Source organism: Sporocytophaga sp. (assembly GCF_017745095.1).
GTDB lineage: Bacteria > Bacteroidota > Bacteroidia > Cytophagales > Cytophagaceae > Sporocytophaga.
The window spans coordinates 1-24214 of record NZ_JAGHZZ010000012.1; the positions used below are offsets into that span (position 1 = coordinate 1).

The 24214-nt window shown below is 40.4% G+C and carries 5 protein-coding genes; all 5 read right to left on the minus strand.

Annotation, left to right across the window (positions count from 1 at the left end; genetic code table 11):
* Positions 1-11950 (minus strand): choice-of-anchor L domain-containing protein (locus J7604_RS17635; protein ID WP_293898383.1); only part of this gene is annotated, 11950 nt, incomplete at its 3' end.
* Positions 11951-11987: 37 nt separating this feature from the next.
* A complete protein-coding gene (locus J7604_RS17640; RefSeq protein ID WP_293898387.1) occupies positions 11988-16670 on the minus strand; it encodes a hypothetical protein in 4683 nt (1560 codons plus the stop codon).
* A gap of 6 nt (positions 16671-16676) precedes the next feature.
* Complete coding sequence (locus J7604_RS17645) at positions 16677-17399, minus strand: hypothetical protein (protein ID WP_293898390.1); 723 nt, start codon at positions 17397-17399, stop codon at positions 16677-16679.
* A gap of 2 nt (positions 17400-17401) precedes the next feature.
* On the minus strand, positions 17402-19357 hold the full coding sequence (locus J7604_RS17650) for a T9SS type A sorting domain-containing protein (protein WP_293898393.1): 1956 nt from the start codon (positions 19355-19357) through the stop codon (positions 17402-17404).
* A gap of 12 nt (positions 19358-19369) precedes the next feature.
* Positions 19370-24208 (minus strand): hypothetical protein, encoded by a 4839-nt coding sequence (locus tag J7604_RS17655; RefSeq protein WP_293898396.1) that lies wholly within the window; start codon positions 24206-24208, stop codon positions 19370-19372.
* Positions 24209-24214: the final 6 nt, after the last annotated feature.

A 24214-nucleotide genomic window follows, 5' to 3' on the forward strand; every position in this document is an offset into this window, starting at 1 on the left:
AAGAAAGAACATTCGTACCCGAAACGACAGGGATTTTGCGATCGCTGAAAGTTGCAAGCACATTGCCAAGATGATTGCTCCCCTCAAACAGTTTTATACCTGTTTTTGTTGCAAACATTGTATTGGATACCGCCCCTAAGGTAGTAAAATTTCTATTCAAATTTACCATTCCAAGTCTGCTGCTGCCATAAACAGACTGCTCTTTCCAGAAAAACTCCTGCACCGATGCACTTTTGCTTAGCTCGTAAGTGCTCATTACATTTCCAGAAGCATCTCTCACATAATACGTCGTTATCCAGGTAGAAGCATCCCCTTTGGTTGCTGCAGGCTTCTCTATCTTGGCAACTCTGTTCCCCTGTGCATCGTACTTGAACTCCATATCAGGTTTTGTGCTACTTGAAGAACGGGTCACCTTCGAAATCTTTCCGCTTACTGTCCATTCTATATTCGCTATTTTTTCCTGATCATCGAATTTCAGATTGCCTATTTCATCATAATCATAGTTATTGTCAATTTGATTATCAATATCATCAGCGTAGTTTGTATTGCTTACAATATCACCTACTGATCTTAATCTGTTCGTATTCCTGGTATATCCATTTGCTATTGTCTCATACTTGTATGTCAGATCATCCATTGCTAATGGTGAAGTTGTACCTGTCGTTACCAGTTTTCCATTACGCTTCAGCTTTAGAATATTACCATTAGGGTCATATTTAAAGGTTTCCTGATATGAACCGTCATTTGCAGCATTCCATGCATTGGTTGCAAGATTGATACTGCTATATGCCTTCATCTGTGTGATACGGTTCAACTGATCATATCTGTATGTAGTTGTTTGAGGTAATGCTTGACCAAAGGTAGCCGAAGTTGGATTGCCGTCTGTAATTACAGTAGTCATCCGGCTGATATTACCATTGTACAATCCCGGTGCATCGGTATTCAATGAAGTAATTCCAGCTGCTGAAGGTATCATGTCATTCAAGGCAGAAATCGTTCCTATCGGCTTATAATCTCCGTCAAAGTAATGAAGATTATAACCATAAGCATCTTTACCTACATTCTTATTCAAACCATCTTTTCCTGTGAGTGCATTCTGGTTAGCATCTTTACCTACATCCCTTGTTACATCAAGAGTTCCAGAGTTCACAGATTTAACCCATCCCTGAATTGTATAAGCATAATCCATTGCCTGTGCCTTATCATGGCCCAATTCTGTTCTCGCAAGAGGACCATGTTTATAGTAGAAATACTTCGCATCCCTGTTCCATACAATACCATTCTCGCTGGTATATGCATGCGTGATCCTGTTATCCGCATCATACGCATACCTGTGGAAGAACTGATCAGGTTTACCTTGCTGGTATGCCACTTCGTTCACATTACCACTGATCAGGTCATAAGTATAATCTATTTTCTTAAAACGCTGGCTCTCTCCTGTCCCTGAAAGGACTGTCGTCAATGCAGTATTATCTTGTACAAGGCTCTTTACATTGCCATGAATATCATAGGAATAATGCGTTGCATGGTCATAAGCAGTACCTGATGCTTCCTGATAAGTCACAGAAGCCACACGTTTCTTCAGATTTTCCTGAGTTAAGCCAGGAATGGTGAATGTTGCTACATCATAGTATGATTTTGTGATCTGCCTCTTGTCTCCCTGAGCAAGCCATGTAAGGAATGCTGCTGTAGGAACCTGAGTGCCGTTATTGGATTTGGTTTTCGTTGAAATGCTGTTTGCAGGTGTTTGAAGGATTTCTCCTACCTCAGTAATCCTTCCCAGATTATCATAAACAGTATAGCTATAACCTTGTTTCGGACTGAAGTTAAACTGCTTTGTGTTCTGTGACACGATAATCCTTCCAAGCTCGTCGTACCACATTTTGCTGCTGTACGTATCCCGCTCATCGTCCATTTTAAGAACGGTGCTGGAATTTCCGGAGATTACAAGATTATTCCTGTCGCTGAATGTCATAGACAGCAGGGTATTCGTATTCCCACTAATGCTTCTGTTTACCCACGTAGTCGCTATACCTCCTTCTATCGTTTTCAGGATGACCCCTCCATCTCCTACCAGATAACCTGTTTTATAATCTACAAAATGGACATCTCTGAAATTATTTGAGCCTATTACACCATCCGTAATCTTTGTCCAGGAATAGGTTGTTCCGCTCAGACTTGCCTTGAACAGCGATCCTCCATCTCCCGCAGCAAATCCAAACGAAGCGTCTACAAAGTAAACTGCGTTCAAAGATGATGCACCTGTAACGCTTTCCTGTGTCCAGCTTGCTCCTCCATTGACAGATTTGTATATCACTCCCTGATTACTCGTATTTGCCCCTACAGCAAAGGCAAGGTTCTCATTCACATACTGTACATCTTTGAAATTGATATTGGTCGCTGCAGGGCTCACTGAAACTGAAGCGGTAAAGTTATCTGTACCGCCATTAACAGTGCGAATAATCGTTCCTGTTGAACCTGCCGTACCTGCATCTCCTACTGCAATACCTTTATTTGCATCTATAAAATCAACTGATCTCAATGTTCTTCTCGTTGATGAATTCAGATCGGTCCAGGTTAAGCCTCCGTTGTTGGTTTTTGCAGCTGCGCCGTCCTTACCCACTGCATATCCTATCACAGGGCTCACCATATCCGTTGCATACAGGATCTGAGCATCAACATTACTCACTGATGCAAAAGTTACACCAGCAGTACCTGCGGTAGTTGAACGGATAATCTTTCCTGCAACTCCTACACCAAGACCTGTGGAACCGGATATTGCCAGACTTCTGATCGACTCAATCATTCCTGATACAACCGGAGACCATGAGCTTCCGTCTGCAGATCTGAAGATGCTGCCATTATCGCCAGCTACATAAAAATCCGTTCCTGCAAGGGCTGTCTTATACAATGCTTTTGCAGGTGTCGCAGGAAGAGCTGTTGACCAGCCGGAAGCACTTGTGCCTCCTCCTGTGCTCGTGTATAGTACCTGGCCTGTAGACGAGGTAATCACTCCTGCCGTATTGCTCTTGAAGCACACATCCGTCAGGTTATAACTCACACCTGTCGGAGCCAGCTTCCATAATGCTCCGTTATTGGTCGTTTTTAATACAGTACCATCCGTTCCAACAGCATAACCTGTTGTCGATGATGTCGTTACCTGAACACCATTAAGTGCAGTTGGTATCACTTTGCCTCCTCTGTCCGTCCATACAGATCCTGCATTTGCAGTTACATAGATCCTTCCGTCACCTGAAACCACAGCACCATTATTAGCATCAAAGAAATGGATCGACCTCGCATCAGTTGTACCCGTTAAATTTGTTACTGCAACTGCCCAGGTTTGTCCTCCGTCGGCAGTGATTTTTACTGTTCCATTGGTGTAAATCGCTTCCCCTCTGGATGCATCATTGAAATACATGTCTTTAACACCCGGGCCCACAATAGAGGTCCAGGTAGTTCCCGAAGGGCCAGCGTTAGTTGTTTTGTATATGGTACCGTTTGCAAGGACACATCCGTTGCTCGCATCCTTAAAGTGAATAGCAGCAATTGCTGAAACTGGCAAAGCTCCGCCAGCTGTATTAGTGGCAATTGAAGTCCAGGTTCCAGCACCATCTGATGACACATATAAAGAACCATCAGTTGCTCCGGCATATACATCAGAAGCACTTCTTGTACTGATAGCGCTATATGTTTTGGAACTATTCAGATTTGTTTTTGCCTTCCAGGACAAACCACCGTTGCTCGTATTTTCTACAGCTCCGTTGCTCTTTACTGCAAATCCAACATAACTCGGAAGAATATCAAGATCCGTATAAGTTGTGGCAGCTGAAGAAGCATTGGCCCATGTTTTACCTCCATCTGAGGTTTTGATAATATTACCTCCGCTTAGAAGCACTCCCTGGTTCATATCTCTGAAGAACATATCTGTTACACTGCCATTTATACCAGTGGCAACAGCTGACCAGTTCGCTCCTCCGTCGGTTGATTTTAATATAGTACCATCATCACCCGCTGCAATACCGGAATTCGCGTTCAGCATTTGCACTCTGGTAAGCGTGTTAGCCCATATTGCTGTCATCGCTGTCCATGTCTTTCCTGCCGGTGAACCGCTGCTGGAGTACAGATATCCCTGGTTGTTAATATTTGCTGTCAGGTAAGCAAGGTTATTGGATGTAAAATTTACATCTGTCGCTTCTTTTCCCGCAAGCAGAGTATTCAGCGTGGTATTCTGGGTGATCGTTGTACCTCCCGATGAAATTTCCCATATCATACCAGACTTCTCATAGATCACACCTGTATTATCGTCATAAAGGTATACACTTATAAGGTTTGCTGCTGTTCCTATCGGAAGGATTGTCCAGTTTGCTCCACCATTGGTAGTCTTCAATACTGTACCTCTGTCTCCTACCGCAAAACCTACTCCGGTACTTCTGATATTCACATCATTTAAGGTCATGGTTCCTACTGCACTCAGAAGGGACCAGGTCTTTCCATTATCCGTTGTAGAATAAATATAACCTTTTCCTCCCAGATTACCGGTTAGGAAGCCGTTACCATTGCCTGTAAACTGCGTGCCTGTTACCTGAAGGCCTGCTTCAAGGCCATTATTTGAAGATACAGTACTAAGAATATCCATCGTCTGGTGATCGGGTACATTCTGCGCCACCAACTGATTTAATGAGTTATAGGTATAAGTGGTTGCGAGCGTATGGTCTGTAAACACAGTACGCTGATTATTTTTCCTGTCAACTTTGATCTGAGCAAGAGAAGTTTGGCTTGTAATCTTCTTCACACCTGCAGGTGGAACAGTTCTTACAAGATTACCTGCCTGATCATAATAATAAAGCGTGTAATGATGTTCTTTATCTCCGTATTTCACCCCAAAGTCTTCATAAGAAGAAAGACACTTATCTATGTATTTCGTCTGGAAGGATGTTTTTACATCTGCTATATAGGTCGTGTATTTCTGACGTGCGTTGTAGATAGCAGTATTGATCAGTTCCTTTCCGCAGGAGTCAGAAATGGTTACTATAGGCGATGCGGTAGGATTACATAGAAATTTTTGAGGCGTACAGTCTGTTTTTGCTGTAATTGTTACGCTTGCAGAAAGACCCGGACAGCCTTGTCCAATATTAAGAGTATATGTTCCGGGAGCTGTTACTGTAATACTTCTGGTGGTCGCGCCTGTTGACCAACTATTGTTTACCAGAGAAGATGAGGTAAGTACAGTGGTGGTACCCGGACACAATTCCATATCTCCTGTAAAGATTCTCAGATAATCAGGTTCCTTTATACTCACTGTAGAAGTATGTGCGCACACTCCTGAAGCATCCGTAACGGTCACAGTATAAGGACCACTGGTTAAATTAACAAGATCTTCTATATTATCATTTCCCGGTATATGCTTCCAGTCGATTTTAAACGGAGCTTCTCCTCCCTGAATTATGAGGTTGGCAGCACCAACGTTTCCTCCTGGACATGTATTGTCAGTTCCACTAATACTTGTAATCAATGTACATGGTTTCGGACAAGGTACATCATTATTTTTCAGAGTCTCTGTTTTGGATTGGGTACAACCACGGCTGTCTGATACTGTAACACTATATGAGCCTGCTCCTACCTGACCTGCATTGGGTCCGTCATTTGTACCTGAGATATGGCTCCAGTCATAGGTTATTGTTCCCTGACCTCCCGATACATTGGCTACCAGTGCTCCGTTTGTTGCTCCTGCACATATAGGTGAAACTCCCATAAGGTCCAATTTGAAATCAGAACAAATACCACCTCCGCAAGGAGTCTCCGATTCTCCGACTGTTCCGTTTGCCGTAGCTATACATCCTTTGGTATCCGTTACAGTTACAGTATAGATTCCTGCTGTCAGGGCTGTAGCTGTTACACCGGATTGGCTTGTTCCGCTCCACAAATATGTATAAGGAGCAGATCCGCCGGCTGGTACAGCAGTCAATGTCCCGTCTTTGCCTCCCTTGCAGCTTGCATCTGTTTTTGTTACCGTTGCTGCAAGCTGGGCGGGCTCTGTAATGACCAGGCTGCCTACAGTTTTGGTGCAATTTTTAGAATCTGTTACTGTAAGACTATATGTACCGGGAGGAAGTAAGGATGCAGTACTTGTTGCTCCGGTACTGGTGATTACAGAAGGTGCGCTTACGTTTGTCCAGGCAAATGTATAAGGAGCTGTTCCGCCGGATACCGTTGCGACAATAATACCATTGTTCTTGCCTTTACAGGTCACATTGGTAATATTGGTTGTAGCATTAAGCGCGTCCGGTTGGGTAATTGTATAATTATATGAAGTAGAACAACCTGCACAAACAAGATTTGCAGTATATGTTCCGGGTGCAAGGCTTGATATGGTATTCGTGGTTGCACCTGTATTCCAGGTAACAGAGCAAGTAACACCCTGGCCAGGTGTGCATGAGCAGTCTGTTGTAGCAGGACTGTTTACTGTTCCTCTCGTCTCTATACCATTGGCATCACAGATGTCCACCCTTCCGTTGACCTCACCTATATTTGTTCCTGAGCTTGGATTGGAAGTGATGCCACTTACCTTCACCGAAGCACAGGAAGATCCGATACCATTAAGATTTCCCCATATGTAAAGGTCTTTGGTCTGAATCTCTGTACCAGCTGCAAGTTTGAACTGATTCTTGAATTCTATCTTATCGGTAACAGTGATTTTACCTTTGTTATGATTGATAACACTTACGCCTGCTGTACTCGAGAAAAGTTGAGTTACATTCAGTGCTCCCGCATTATTTAAAATATTATTGTTATATAAAATGCCAGTGGCTCCGTTATTGATGTTTAATGTACAGTTGTTATTGATTGTACCAGCATTGGATACGGTATTGCTGGCAGTTACAGTACCACCATTGGTAAACACAGCCGTTGCAGAGTTAAGGTAAATACCACGTATAGTTAAGTTATGATAATTGTTCAATATACCTGAATATCCGGTTGGTAAAACGGCATCACCTGCCGTGCAGGTAAGAGTAGCATAATTTTCAAGTGTACCACCTCTCAACTCAAAGCCGTTCATATTCAGCGTTCCGTAGTTTTTGATCGTGCTTCCCGCTGTGGTGATGATATAAGGTAGTGTTGACAAGCCATTAATCACTAAGGTACCACCGTTCATGTTCAGACCGCTCGGATTAAATGTTCCACAGACAATAAAGGTACTTCCGCTATTAAGGGTTACCGTGCCTGATGCATAGGTAGAATTGGCAGGCAAGATTAATGTTCCGCCTTTATTGACCGTGATGTTTCCGTTAAAGCTTGTGTTTTGAGGAATACAAACTATTATTGTTTCACCGTTCACACCATTATTTGCTGCAGATATATTATCATTGGCAACTGCATTTCTTGCACAGCTTTGACTACAGCTATAAGTCGTTGCCTTCGAACCGCTGTAACAGTCATTCTGAGGAGTGGATGGAGGCGCAGGATTGCCCGGAGCCTGTGTAAAATTCACATTCAGGTTAATACTTCCATTGTTGGCTCCATTACAGCTGCTATTAGTCACTGTCGGGGTTACAGACAAGGTTGGCTCCTTAATTTCTGTTGTATTGTTCACCACGCATCCTACATTATCTGTAACCGTTACAGTGTAAGCTCCTGCAGAAAGTCCGGTTTGATTTGCAGGATTGCTTGTTCCCGCCACATGCTGCCAGTCATAAACATAGGGAATATTATTAGTTCCTGAAGTTGCTAATGTAATTGAGCCATTGGTCGCTCCCGGACAAGTAGTATTAACACCTGTTGCTGTAAGAGTGAATTTAGGATATCTTGTAATTGAAGAATTTACTATAGCTGCATTACAAAGACGGGTTGTCACCAATAAAGAATAAGTACCTCCGACATTTGCAGTAATGGTACGGCTGTTATTTGTATTAGGAATAATTATGTTATTAAGCCTCCACTCATAAGATTGGCCTGTAATAGAGGATGTAAGCGTTACTTCCCCTCCTTCACAAAAACCAACCGCAGAAGGAACAATTGTTGCTACCGGAACAGGATTTACTGTTACCTGGAATGGAGCGGAAGTTTCAACACAGCCATTGGCTCTTGTTACTTTTACCTGATACATTCCGCTGATTTTTGCATAGATGAATGATCCTGTTCCAGGAAGAGTCGTAACAGTTGTGCCCACTTTACGTGTCCATTGATATGTACCATTGGAACTTGTTACAGAAGAGCTGAGCTTTACTGAATCACCCTGACAGAATGTAGCAGAAGTGGCAGCTATAATAGATGGCCCATCAGGCTCAGTTAAGGTAATTGTAGTAGGATACTGACATCCTTTTGCATCGGATATTGTCACTGTGTAAGGTCCTGCTTTAAGGCCAGTCTGATTCTGACTAGTCGGATTCGTTGCAAGAGTGGCTCCGAATTGAGACCAGGCATATGTATACGGAGTTGTACCTCCTGAAGGGGTAACAGCAATTGCACCGTTTGTTCCTCCATAGCAGGTCAGATGTGTCGGTGTTGTTGTCGCATTCAGTATATTTGGCTGTGTAACTGACACCGAGGGAACATTTTTAGTACAGCCATAAAGGTCTGTGATTACAGCTGTGTATGTTCCTGCCTTGATACCCGATATATCTTTGGTAGTAGCATTGTATCCCGAAGTTGCCTCAGTCCAGGCAACTGTGTATGGAGACCAGCCACCTGATATGGCAAGCGTAACTGCTCCTGTTGAGCCTCCGTTACAGGCCACATTTGTAGCAGTTGAAGTTGCGTTCAGAACTGAGGGATTAGCAAGGGTTGCTGCAGATGAAGTGGCAGTACAGTTATTTTTATCTGTGATGGTAAGAGTATATGAACCAGCACCCTGACCTGAAAGAACTTTGAACGGAGGCTGAACTCCGGAAATCACAGTTCCACCCTTTTTCCAAACATATGTATATACCGGCGTTCCTCCGCTGACCTCAGATATGAATCCTCCATTGGTCTCATTATTACATTTGATTTCAGTTTTCGTCAGATTGACTGTCAATACCTGCGGCTGCAGAATACTTACATTAATTGAAACACTGCAATTATCAGAAGGGTCAGTGACTTTTAATGAATATGTTCCTGCTGGCATAGCGGTTACATCCTTTGTTGTTGCAAAATTACCTCCGGAAGGATTTTTCCATTGATAAGTATAAGTTCCACCATAACCGCCTGATGGTGTTACAGAAGCTGTTCCCGTGCTACCACCATTACAGAGCACATCCGTCTGCTGGTTGACAACCACTCCTATTGAACAGCCAAGGTTTGGACTGAAATTACCTGTATAGGTACATCCTTTACTATCAGTAACGGTAAAAGTATAATCTGTATTAGCTCTCAGACTATTTACGTTTTGTCCGGTCTGGCCGTCTGACCATAATACGCTATATGGAGGGGTTCCCCCCATGATAGCTGTGATATTGGCTGTTCCTCTTATTGAGCCTTCCGACACTACTGCTGATAAAGAGGCCAAAGGTTCAGAAACCGTTATACTTGCTCCAGTAGTATAACTGGCATTACAATTATTTGCATCTGTAACCGAAACTGTGTAGACCCCGGCTGCCAGATCTGAAAGATCTTCGTTTGTGGATGAAAATCCGGCTGGTCCTGACCAAAGTATTGTATAAGGCGCTGTACCTCCTGCCACTGTCATATTGATTGAGCCATTATTAAGGCCTTTACAGCTGACATTGGTCTTGGATAACAATACTGTAAATTCTCCCGGGCTACCGATTGTAAAATTCTTAGTCTGGCTACAATTTTTATCGTCTTTAACTGTTAGAGAATAACTTCCTGGATTAAGATTACTAACAGCAGGCAATATTGAAACTATGTTCTGGCTTTGGTCTTTCCAGGTATAAGAAAAAGGACTTGTCCCTCCGGATATAACCGCTGTTGCTGAACCATTTCCCGCTCCAAAACAAGACGATCCGGCAGAAACAACATCCAGAGTGAAAACCGGATCAGCAATAACATAACTGGTATTTTTAATACATCCATCCGCATTATCTGTTACCTGAAATTCATAAAAGCCTGGTGACAGATTACTTATATCCTTTACACTCGCAAATGCTGCAGAATTCTTTTTCCAGCTATAAGTCAGGTTTGTACTTCCTCCTGAAATACTTGGAACGATTGCCCCATCCGTTCCTCCCGGACATTTAATATTGGTAACAAGCGCACCTGCATCAAGGCTGCAACCGGAAGAAACCGTTGCTCCTGCTGTTGCAGTACAGCCTCTAGCATCGGTGACATTTACCGTATATGGACCAGCTGCAAGACCTGTTGGACTGGCAACAGAACTGACAATTGTAGTACCGTTTGACCAGCTGTAGGTATAAGGTGTTGTTCCTCCGGAAGCCGTCAGGTTGATGGCTCCTTTTGCTCCTGCCACTGCACTTGCTGTAAGCACGGCCGGCTGATTTATTACTATTGAAGCTGATTGTTTACTGCAATTATTGGCATCTTTTACTGTAGCTATATATGAACCCTGAGCAAGCAGGCTCAGATCTTCTGCCGTTGAAGTAAAAGACGAAGGTCCTGTCCAGGAATAAGTATAAGGCAATTTCCCTCCTGTTACATCCAGGTCTATAGCTCCGTTTGCCTGTCCGTTACATGATATATCCGTTTTCGTATAATTGATAACATGATCGTTCCCCGTTATCACTACCGGATCTGAATTTACAGTACAGACTCCATCGGTAATGGTTGCAACGTAGGTTCCTGCTGTTGTAACGGATACACTTTTGGTCGTTTTTACAGGCGATGTATTCCAAGAATATGTTCCGCTGGTGGCATTGGAAGTAAGCGCAATATTACTGCTTACGCAAAGACTCGTAGTCGAAGCTGTAACCGATTTGTTTGGCGCTGCCTGAACATTGATCGTCACAGTATTGCTTATTTCTGCCGTGGTATTACACTGGTTTCTCTTGATCTCAACCGTATAATCTCCCGATTGATTCGCGCTATAGGTATTATTAGTAGCACCTTCTATCGCTGATCCGTTCTTTTTCCACTGATAGCTGTAAAACCCTGAAGGGGCATTCAATATTGCATTGCTACCTTCACAGATCGTTGTGTTATTACCAGTTACTGTAACCGAGAACGGCTGGCTAGAAAAGCTACTCGCTTCCAGAAAAATACCAGAATCATACAACTTATCAAAAGCATCTCCAATGACTAATTTTATATGATAAGTTGCACAAGGAGTGACTGAATAGTCTACATCAAAGACCTTTGTGTAGCCGTCATAGGCAATAGCACTAGTTGCCGCCGAAGCTCCTGAATTATTAAAATAATTGCCACTGCCAGGTATTAGATCGCAGTTTGTTGAAAGCCCTATTCCGTCGGTAACAGTCCCGTCATTTACAGTATTGATACTTACTTTTTTACCATTAACAGTCGCAATATTTTGTTTCCCAACAATACCAGGGCCTGAAATAAAGAATCCAAATCCATCATTGGCAGCGGAACAGTTATATTCAGGATATTCTTCTGATGCAAACAGATAACGAAAAGTTATTTTATTTCCGGAAGGCACAAAATCAAACTCAATTGTTGTTGCTTCTTTAGTATCATTTCCAATCAAGAGGTTCAGATCTGCATCACCTGCAGAGCCTGTGAAAGAAGTTCCCTGTGAGTTGAGGATGTCATTAGGCCCTGATGCATTTGCAGCATTTCCTGTCGTCATTACAAGACCACTACCAAGCCCCTGACTCCAGCCCGAGGAAGTGAATGTTCCCACTGAAGATGGAGAACCACTAAAGGTAATATTACTTATTGTAACACCCTTCCCCTGGAAATTATTGGAGATCATGCTCTGAACAGATGCCGCATTGCTGGCTGGAACTACAGTCAATGATTGCCCTGATGACAGATTGGGTAATAGTAAAATACCCAAAAAAACAATCTTAAAAAATGCCTTAAAAATCTGCATTGAATTTGATTTATTAAATACGATAATTTAATTCCCTTTAGTTACTTCCGTTAAATACCGGTGATTTACAATCCGCAATATTCATATGCGGTGAATACCCCAAAAATTCAACATATGTCTTCTTCTGAACGCCAGCTACAGTGTAGTTCACAAGCCCTATCAACTTGAAATTATGTTGAGGATCATTGCTTGTTTTGTCTACCCTGATCGAATGAAAGCTCACTATGTCACCGAATCCTGCTCCTGCTGGCATGTTCGACGGTGTATAAATTTCAAACAGTCTGGTTCCGGCAACTGTACTGCCATTAATAGCCTCAAGTATTCCCGCAAAAGTACCCAAAGCCACAGAACCTCTCCAGCGAAGCTGAGCCCCTGTCAATCCTGTATTTGCTTTTAATGAGCTGATAAATGAGTCATCATAAGGCTGAATCGTAGGATCCAATGTGACCTGCGCTACAAACTGGTTTAGTTTGGGTTGATGGGAAATTCCATCAGGTCCCATTCCTCCTGTATAGGAGAAGATCAGCATATTGAAAAGGTTCATAATATCAATAGCACCATTTGTGGTTGTACACACTACTGGTTTCGGACAGGTCATCGGATTCATGTCAATACAACCGGTAAAGCCTTTGATAGGAATCTTAATATCAGCCTTTGTCTGGTCGTTATATGTTACCTGCACTTTAGCATAAGCTTCGAACGCCTTGCCAGGATGAAGATTATCCAATGGATCATAGTTCAGACAACAAATACCTTTAATATCAGACCATGCAAATGTTTTCGCCACCATTTGTCCTGTAGAAATATCCTTTACCTGATAAGAACTTTGCATGGTAAGCTGAAGATTACAGCTTTTCAATATTGAAGTTGTTGGCCCATTTCTCCTGTTTAATTTTACAGCAAGCACAGTATTTGTTGTATTTGCCGCATCAATCTGCCAAAAGGTTTCTCCTAATGCTCCTGTAAAACCAAGGGCCGCCTCAAAATCAGGCGTATATTCCTGGATTTCTCCTGTCGGATAACAGCTCAACTGAAAATCACTGTTAAGACGTTTAACAGGTTGCGTTGCCAGTGCATTCAGCAAACTTTCAAAATCTTTAACCACCGGGCATTGTCCGCAGGTCTCAAAATAAGAGAATTGAGCTTTTGCTTTCATTTCATTAATTACCAATGTATTCTGCTCAGGACAATTTACTTTCTGAAATTGACCGTTACTTTCTTCATCATAGCAGGTATAAGCATCCAGAGATTCACTTTCAACCATATCATTAGCCGTCGGAAATCTCTTTACCTTGTCTTTATACAATCTGAAAGAGAATATACTGCATGGCTGGCGATAGTTCCAGAATTGAGTAGGCCACCACCTGTAATTGCCGTTTGCCGTATTTGTCGGATTATCATATCTGAAAAAATCGTTTTTAAAATAGCTAAACTTCTTATCACCAACGCATCCGTTATAGGACTGATTGTTGATCGCATACTTCGTCGCCTTCTGCTCCATGAATTTCTGTTTCAGGGATAAATACATTCCCCTATACTGCTGCCATACCTTATCATCAAAAGTAATAGTTCCTGTAAGACAATTGGTTGCACAACCTCCTGATCCAGAGTTATTATAGTTGGGGCATTTGACGATTCCGTAAGCAACTTTATCAAGAGAATATGATCCCATATAAGCAGACATACTTCTTTTCATGGCGTCGTATTCAGCCTGATCAAACAGTGGATTGATCGCAAGATTACTAGAGAAATAAGGATCTACAGACAGAGCAGCATTTGAGCCCAGAGGCGTAAGATAACCTGAAGGAGCCTGAGTAAGTTGGTCTGCATTAAGCCAGCTCATATCAAAAGTATGACTCGCATTATTGGAAATACAAAAATTATAATTTTCATACTCCGGATGATAAAGCACCAGTGACTTTGCCCAGGAATCTTTCCAGTTAAGGAAAAAGTCATGAACATCTAAAAGAGCTTCCGGTTTCACATATTCAAATCCATCAATTGTTACAACAGTTGATCCTTCAAGAATTTTCGGTTCATATTCTCCCACTTCATTGAGCGTAACCTGAACGAATGACGGTAAACCTGTTTCATCTATATATCCCTCTCTTGTGACACCCGCCTGATCTTTGTAATATGGCTGCCTCCAATTATGTCCACCCATGTTAAAAGATTTCATAGGGAGCTCATTATTCTTATTAAATATGGATAAAGGAAATTTTTCCGGATCAAAAACACCTTCAGCGGTTATAAGCTCACCATATTGGCCCATAGGCCCCATGTCCATAAGCATATTCTGGTATGCTTCTTCACAATTGATGGGATCGTTATCACAGAATTCCTGACATTCAGCATACAGTTGATTATATTCCTCTTCAGTTAAACAAGGATCGCAGGCAGCGTTGACATTGATATCATACTGGGAATAGGCTCCAAGTTTTGTTAAGCACTGGTCACAAGTCATATGACATGAAGCTGTATCAACCTTACTGATTTCAGATGCTATAAAATCGTCCACGGTTAAAAGACATGCATTCGATTTCAGATAATTGTCCGTATAAAAATCAAGCGCCTCTCTGTTTACTGTAAGTACCTTTGAAATCGTATAATTACCAACTTCCAGCGGTACTTTGGTTTTTGCCCATCCTGCGGGAGCAGTAAATGATGGAGGGGTTGCACTGCACAATGGAGTATAATTGCCGGCGCGGATAGCATCGATGATACTCTGGCCAATTACAGTGGATGTTGAATTAGGAACAGTGCTTAATCCTACAAGAAATTGTTCTCCGCATTCATTGGTAAGCATGATCTCCAGATCAAGAACACAATTGTAGCACATATCCGTTGTTACCGATCCATTCACACACTGCTCAAGATATTTCTCTCCTGTAAGTGTATAGTTGAATTCTCTTGTTCCTTTTGTTGAAACAAGTAACTGACTTTCATATATTTTCGACCTCCCTGAAATTCTTTGGAGATTACCGTCTTTTTCCGTTGGCAATGTCTTATTAAGAAGATCCCCTTGTATTACATTAATTGTTTCGTCAGTACTCTGAACGTTATCATTCTTAAGTGAGTCAAGATTCAATGGCGCTTGTCCGGCCAATGCAGTAGCAATCACCCGTCCCTGAGGATCAAGATAAGAAACACTTACCTGTCCATTAGCATCCACTACCATGTTCTTTTTATACCTTTCCATTGGACCTACTTCTGTGCCGAACAGTCTGTCTAGCTCCTCCTGAAGTGTGGGTTTCCCGTAAAAGTATTTCGTTTCATGATTGCTTCCCAGCTTATGATTTGTCCCAACTCCACTCTGACTCTTTATCCTTCCCGTGTTATCAGGAGTGTATTCAGTATGGGTAAAAGGGTAACCTTCTGCATCAGGAATATATTGATTGACATCAAGAGATTTATCAGGATTCTGAGGACTATAATAGTTTGAAGCTCCACTACCAGTATTCATACTTTCTGCAGTTGGTTTGCAGTTTCCGGTGGAATTGTCAAAATTGTCCTTATTATAAGCCGTTCCCTGGTTATTCTGATTAAATGCAGGTTTATAGCCGATCTTGGAATCAGCAGTTGGCACAGGCAGTACCTGAATCGCTCCTTTACCTTCATGATCATAAATAGTCTCTCCGACTATAGTTTTGTCTTCCGAGTTAATTTTACTAACGACTTGACGGCTTCTTAGACTTCCGTCAAAATAAGTCACAGCAACTTTATTCTTGCCTTCTTCAGCAAAACTCACACTATTCTGCCAGTTCAGGTTTTGTTCATGTCCAGTAACAGGAAATTTATCAGGAAACTGTGCAAGTGTAGTATAGGCTCCGGCCTGGTCTGACCAATTGCCATATATGTTTTTCTTATAATTATCTGCCTTGTTCCTGCTCACACCCCTTACCCTATATATCAGATAACCTCTTTCATATATCAGTGGTATTCTGTAAAAGTTATTAAAGGTATTAACTCTTGTACTGTTGAATTTGAAAGTAGAAGCATCGATCTTAATACCAGAGGGGTCAATTGCAAGATTGGTATTTGCATCATAATCATTTACATGAGCCCATTCAAGCTCATACTCCTCTGCGCCCTGAACAAAATCCCAGTAAACCTCTAACTCTCCCCTGCTACTCACCATTGAATTGTGGTCTGCTGATGGGATCTGAGTTCTGTTAAAAGAATAGAATCTTGTGACCTGCACTTCTGCATCAATGGCAAGATTCATCGTGACATTTGATACAGACGGAGTTACCCTGACAACTGTAACTTCCATTCTGTTTCCTCCAGCTATCTGGTAAATATTTTTATCCTGATAGGGCGCATCGTATTTGTAATCCAGTGTTAGAACAGGATTAGGACTTACCGTTATGGCCTTAAAATCGTTAAGTGTATTGTCCCATATATAGTAAACAACGGAAAGTTCAACATCAACAGAATAATTAGTACTCTGATAAACCTTGCTTGTCTGGTCTATGCTGAGAATTACCCTGTTAAGAAAGCTATAGTTATCAAACGAATTCTTCCATGAATTACTTCCGGAAGGATTACTCTTCATAAAATTGTACTTATTGTCTCTTACATCCAGATATAAACCCTGTTTTACCTGACTACCTGATGCCCGGACATTTACAACCTCGTCTGCCGCTTGTAATTCATAGGTAGCAAACAGCAAGCATTGTAAAAAAATAAGAAACTTAAAAATTACCTGAATTGATTTCATACACTATCAATATGGGTTGGTACTTGTTTGATTGTTAAAAGAATAATTTTTATAGCCCTGTGTACACATGTATTTGTTACTCCCCAATGAGATTATAAACTTTTCATATGTAAAGACTGATGAAGGAATATCTTTATTTAAAACAATATTTTTAAAGCTGATCTCCATTCTTGGCTTTTCAGCCATCTCTTCTCCTTTTCCTGAAAGGTCTGAGGGGCTGAGATAGAACAAGATCATTTTCTCTATCATATTTGTCTTCTTGTTAAACTCTATTTTTACGCTACTATATTCAGTTGAAGGAAATACAAGTGAATAACCTGCACTACCTTTTGCTGGCTCATAATATTTTGAAGAGGTACAAAGTTTTAATACTTTTTCCAGATCAACATTCATAAAAGGCATGCCATTACTTTCCTTTACTGCATCCAGCTTGGTTATAGATTTTTCATCATGATCAACAGTCAGTACATATTCCTTATTTCTGATCACTTCTATGCTTCCAATTTTATGATAAAAGCTGCTGCCTTTCATTTTCACTTCCCCCTTCTCAATCTGAACAGACTCTTTACTTGTGTAGCTCTGATAGGCTGCATATTCAAGGATAGCAGTATAAGAAGACAGTGCCTGGTAAGTTTTATTTACTCTGTCCAGATCTTCTTTCGCAGACTGAGCCCTGACATTCAAAGCAATGGTGATTACTATCAAAAAGAATAAATAATATCTTTTCATTTCTAGTTCTTTACAAACTTCTTGTTAATGCTTCCTGCTTCTGTAAGAATTTCAAGCATGTAAAGACCTGTCTGAAGATCCGATACATTTATCCTTCCTTTATAATTCCCTCCTGCCATTTCCAGCTTTGATTCTTTCATAAGTATTCCGGAACTATTGTAAATCCTGCATTCAGAAACATCTGAAGAGAATCCGCTATATCCCTCGACATAAACTTCATTATTGGCCGGATTAGGATAAAGGCTTACAGAAGAATATTTACTTTGTCCCTTTACTGAAGTGACAGATACAGTAACCGGAACAGATAAGCTTTTGCAGGTTTCGGAAAAAGTTACTTCTACCTTATAATCACCTACCACATCAGGAACAAATGTCTGTTCAGTTGCACTACTGATTTCTGTTCCATTAAAAAACCATTTGTAGGATTCTCCTGTGCTAGCAGTAAGGGTTCCATTGCTGAATTTTAATGTTGCATTGCAATCATTCAGAAGTCTGTAATAACCGGCGTAATAACTGCAATCATCAGGAATAATAATACCGTCCTCATATGTAACAAAACCTCCGTCTGAATTTATAAGGGCACCTGAGATTACCTTTTCTCCCCATCCATCTACAAGTCCATTCAAATCCGAATAATAAGTTCCATACTTTTTTACCCACTGGGTAGAACCGGAACTATCCATTTTAGCTAAAAAAATATCTGAAAGATAGCTATTTATTGGAGGTGCCTCAAGACCATCAATTTTAGCTCCCTGTCCCAATCTTCCTGTTACATATAAAAATCCATCAGAATTGATGTAAAAATCAGATACCGTCTCCGGATCAGCTGCCTTCCCAGGTGCAGGTACGACTGCTGATCCAAATTGCTTAAACCAGATGAACTTCCCGTTTTGATTGAGTTTAATTATAAAACAATCTTCCCCTCCTGATCCCGGTTTACTTTCATTTGTAACTCCACCAATAGTCCAACTTCCATGAAATGAACCGCCTATATAAATGTTATTTTGTTCGTCAATTGTCACAGCCTCTATAAAATTTGAATTCTGATCTCTTGGTATTTCATAAACCCAGATTACATTCCCCTCTGGATTAAATTTTACTATGAAAGTCGTAGAAGCATTCCTTCCATAATCATATCTATGATTATCATCAAATTTTACAGGCCCTGACACAATCCCGGTCCAATAAAGATTCCCAAACGAATCTGTGCGAATTTCTCTCGCAATGACCGAACTAAAGGCTCCCCCCTGAATGTTTTTAAAAAATTTTCTTTTCCCTTGCTTATCATACTTCACTATGAAACCATTACTATAATTCATAATTTCACCTGAATAATCGTTATAAGAGTCAACAACAGTTGTATCGTCCATATACATTTTTTGTCCATATGTTCCCGCAACATAAAAATTATCATTCTTATCAAATCTTAATGCCCGGATAGTTGCAAAGAAATAATTATCTGCTTCAAATAATTTTGACCAGGCATAGTTTCCGGCTTTGTCATATTTAACAAGTATAGATGCCGATACTTTTTCTTTTACCTCATATTTGTCAGCAGTATACCTTATTGTATCCGACTCCGGATAAGTAGTAGGTTTGGTTATATATCCGGCAACCAGAACATTATTATCCGAATCAATATCCATATCTACTGGATTAGTATACACCCCTCCGTATTTATTCTTCCAGACCACATTACCCAATGTGTCCATTTTTACCACATAACCATCCGCATCATGCTTCTGATAGCATTGATCTTTGACATAATTGGGATAAAATCCTATTTCAGCATTCCACACCATAGCTCCATGCAGATAAATATGTTTATCCTTGCTTACCTTCATGTTACGGGCCACAAATGCATAGGGACTTATAATATGCCTGTTCCAGTCCCAGGTTTGCGCCTGTGCTGAACAAATCCAGATCATTAACATTATAACAGATATACATCTCTTCATAAGCTAAGTATATTAAGGTCTTTTAACTGTGTTGTTTCTCGATTCCTGGATGGTTTTTATACCACGCTCCGTTTCCTTTTTCACCCTGATCAATGCACCTTCCTCATCATATTCATAAAAGGTTGCATAATTATTTTCATCCAGTTCTGCCCATAACCTGAGACTTACCGGATCATAGACATAAGACTTCATATTGGAATTGAAAGGATGAATTCTTATATCATCAAAATATGCTTTTGTTGTGCGGCTTTTATTGGCTAACTGTATTTCTATATTCGTAGAGTTAGCTGGAATAGTAAAATCATATTCAATTTTCTGCCAACCGTCTATTATATCTCCGGATGGGTAAATTGGCCCTAAAGTGACGTTTGAGCCTTCAAAAAGTATAATTATACCTCCATCTTCATATTTTGTTAGCGATTCACCTTTCTCCTGCTTTACCCAGGCGCTCAATGTGTACTTGTCATTTTCGAATGGCGCAAAAGAAGTGATACAGTCACAGTTCAGAATATTCACAGGTATTGGCAGGATGTACACATCAGAGGCTGTTGTTGCCTCAATGTTGCTGCACTGGCTTTGTCCCTGACAACTTAAATTAGTAAGCATCACTGTTGATGCATTAATTGGAACTCTCGTTACTTCGCAAGAAGAAGCAAAGCCTACATTTTTAATTGTAAAACTGATCGTATTTGATGCATTCGGAGCAAGAGCAGAAATTAACCAATAATATGCAGTACTGCCATCCTCCAAAGGCCATTGGAAATCCCGTGTATTTCCTGTGATCATATGATCTAGTGCGATTCCCGGGGGTAATACGACTTTAAGATATCTAAATACAGCTGGTAAATCTGTTCCCAATGCAACAGTTCCTGTATTTTTATAAAGTACACTTACATCTGAAAAATTATTTGCATTAAAAGACGTGGCATTAATATCCACAAACATTCGGTCAAGAGGGTCAAATCCTTGAATCTTCAAGCGATACTCAAACGGAGCAGGTTCAATAACATCACCGCAGTTCGTTGTTCCCTGAGCATAAAATCTGATAGGTTCAGGGAATCCGGCATCAACACGACAATCAGTGACTATATCCAGCTTTAACTTTAACTTGTTATCAGTACAATAGGGAGGCCTGTTTCCGGGAAGCGCTCCAGCTGGGTTACAACCAACGTCAGGTATATTCGAACTTATAAATGCTGTAATATCGTATTCCTTCAGACCATTCTCTAGTTTGGAACTTATCGTCTTAGGTGAAGTACCAATGGGATATTCTATTTTCCCATTATTATCTGCCAGACTTACCCCTTTAGGAAGTTCCATCCATAATTTCAGATATGACATATCTGCATATTTGGTGCTGGTAAACTCAAATTCATAGGTTATATTGGAACAAATGGGATTTACAGCAGCTCCCAATTGAGTGTGTTCTACTTGCAATTCCGCTGTTTTATATCTTAAAAATAACTGAGATGTTATCAACGGATTTCCGCAATCCCTTTGGGCAGGATCATCCGGAAAAGCAAAACATCCCGAGCTTGCCTTCAGATCTATGGTATCTACCACATCATCAATACACCCGGAATATGTAGCACCAAGTTCAAAATTTCTGCATTGGTCCTTGCTGACTGTACCTACTTTAAATAAAACTTTATTACTATTTGCCCCACCATACCCATTGGCAGTATAAATCAATCCACTCGACAGATCCTTTGCATAAGTAAAATTGATCCCTGGCACTTTAGGTTCCGCGGCAATCCATGAATAGTTTGCATCACCGGTCGCACCATCCGTGGACTTATCACATAAAGTAACATTCCATTTTACAGTTCTGCTATAACCTTCCTGCGTAGTCGGATCTGATATCGAAAGTTTTGCTTTTGTTATTCCTGCATAGCTTTGAGAAACTGATTTTGTACTCCGTGTAATAATACTTGGATTTCCAGTATAGACATAAGACTGATATCTGAAATTACTATAAAAGTTTTCATCCTTAAAAGTGCAGAGAGGCTTTAATCTGAATCTTAACCAATAATGAGAAGTACCAGGTACAATGTATTCCCCCATAGGCCAAAATGGCTTAGCTTTCCAATAAACTGTATTCCCAACCATCCCGTCAGGAGCACCAGGAGTAAAGCCAGGAATGTTTTTAACAGCCATCTCGTAAGTTCTTACCCTGCTATAAGCAGCATCGTCATTTGAATAAATCTGATATCCACCAGGCATATTAATCCATACAGAGTCTATCAAAAATAAAGGTCTGAATTCATTTGGGAATAAATCCGGAATTCCATTTGTGGAAGGAAACGACGTATTAACCAGCAATGCAGCATTAATCGGCACCTGTTCACAAGTAATAGTTTCACCTACCCATGTTACATTTGAAGGTGAAATCCTCCAAAGGCTTAAAGCAGCCCCAAAACTGTTGCAATTTTCCATTGCATTCGTTCCTGTTTTTCCATAATGTTTTACTCTGAAATCCGTGATCGCATTATCCACATTTGAAGACAAAAGATTTGGCTTTACTCTCAAATAAACATACAAATCCACTAAATCCAGATTTACAAAAGAGGATTTACAGGCTGACGGGATCTGGAAAAGATAAGTAAATTTACCTCCTACCTGGGAGATCGTTGGAGGAGGAATTGGGCTCGTACAGGTGACATTATTAATTTTCACATAACTGCTTAGTATTTCAAACAAATCAGATGCTCCTCCCAAAGGAACAGTATAGGAAAATTCTACAAAACATTTATCATAAGTTTTAGAAACAAGACTTCCCTTTGCTACGGCCAGAATTGTATCATATTCCAAAGCTCTATCCAACCTTAATCCTTCTACATTTGGATTTACTTTTCCTAAAGATTTCCAATTACCAACAGTCTTATAAGTATTAGAGGGGCTTTCAACATAGCCAAGACTAGTTCTTTTTAAAGATAAATTTAAAGTGGAGAAACCTGCACATCCGGATTCGGAACAGTGGTTAAATACATTATATATTCCGCAAGCAATTGCCTGTCGACAAGTGCATGCCTGGCATTTATAATACATGTTCCAGTTAAAGGAATCATTGAGGGCATAGGTAGTCCCTGATACACAATTCAGAGAAAAGGTGATGGAATAAGATCCTTTCCATCCTCCATAATTTATTGTTAATTTTCTTCCGGTAACAGAATAATGAGTTCCCGATTGTAAATCTGTATTATTCCATTTTACCGAACTCACCGTATAAGCAGCAGGCAGATCAATCTCACTTACAAAATCTGTGGCATTGGAGGTACAATTGAGAAGTCCGTTATCATAATAGTTCCTATCAATACTAAAAGTATATGTGCCAGTATATCCTGCTACCATATCTGTAGGGCCGGTAATGCTCTGAGTCCCTGACAGATTATAATTCCTGAAAGACACAACATTAGAAGCCTTATTCTCATAAGAAAGACACCTATCGCTATATTGTAGATTTGTTGTGAAATAATAATAATCATAGTTTAAGGGACATGTAGCAAAATTTGCGGGACATAATAATTTAATTCCTACCCCGATTTTAATTGTCTCCCCCCTGGCCAGATCATCATAATAGTGGTCATTATCCAAATCATCAAGTCCACCGGGACCATCAATATCTGTATTATATACAGCTGCATTGTTCTTAAATGTAACATAGAAATAACCATCCTGATCAGCAGAAATCAAACCTGCAGGAATTGCTACATAAGATCCGTTTTTCATAATCCTGAAATTGGATATTTGAGAAACATTTTTCTGATATCCAAGATAAACTCTTAAATCATTAGCCCTGTCAGCAGCCGGAATATCACTGCCTATTCCGTTGTTAGTATATGAAAAAAATGCATCCACCGGGGAAGAATTACAAAAGTCAGTTTTGGGAGAATTCAGTAAAGCCACTGAGATATTTGGCTGACCATATGGTATACTTGTAGAAGCATGATTTTCTCCATCATTGTCATCAACATTTCCTACAACATTGTAACACCCCCACCTCACTTCATACTCCGTATCTGTAGATCCTGAACAAGTAGTAAATCTGACCTTTTCAGAAAGGACCACTACTTCACCATACTCAAGAATCGCATCTCCATCTCCAACACTCCCATTACCCAAAGCTGAATTAGCTCCTGAAAAATTTGTAATTAAAAAATTACGAATATTCTGTGGCGAATTAGGATCATATGAAATTACTGAACCATTTATTCTAAGCTCCTCAAATGCTAATCCTAAAGGATAAGTAGCTTTAAAGTTCACAGTATCCACATCTCCATTTCCTCCATTTCTAATTGAGATTTTTCTTGTAACTACATCTCCCAGGTCGCCAATCATACTATAACTCAATGGATCGACCAACAATTCCAGTGCGGGATAAATAACATTATAAGAATTTGATGTCTCAGCATCATAATCGTTAATTCCATAATCTATCCTGGTTTTATTGGTAACCGCAATTTGACCCTTTTTTTTGGGGTTAATTGTTCTTACCAAATTCATTATCTGACAGTCCGCATTCGCCTGAAAAGTTATTATTATAGAATCTTTCGCAGCTAATGATGCAAGACTGAATTGTGGTTCATTTAATGGTGACGCTGAAACAAATGTAGCGGCTGTTAAAGAACCTCTATAATTAATGCCTGTTGGCATAACCAGTTTTATAGCAAGATTTGAAACAGCTTGTGCTGTTGTGTTCTTTATTTTTATAGAAACTGTTTTTTTATCACCACAAATATTAATGCTATTCCCTGCTACTGTTGTCGCAATTAAGAGTTTATTTGATTGAGAATATGCTATAGAAGCAATTATCAGCTGAAAAAATATAATAAGAAGGATCTTAGATTTCATAAAAGT

Coding starts and splice junctions, on each gene's coding strand:
- J7604_RS17640 (WP_293898387.1), bottom strand. CDS start 16,670: ATGAAATCAATTCAGGTAATTTTTAAGTTTCTTATTTTTTTACAATGC.
- J7604_RS17645 (WP_293898390.1), bottom strand. CDS start 17,399: ATGAAAAGATATTATTTATTCTTTTTGATAGTAATCACCATTGCTTTG.
- J7604_RS17650 (WP_293898393.1), bottom strand. CDS start 19,357: ATGAAGAGATGTATATCTGTTATAATGTTAATGATCTGGATTTGTTCA.
- J7604_RS17655 (WP_293898396.1), bottom strand. CDS start 24,208: ATGAAATCTAAGATCCTTCTTATTATATTTTTTCAGCTGATAATTGCT.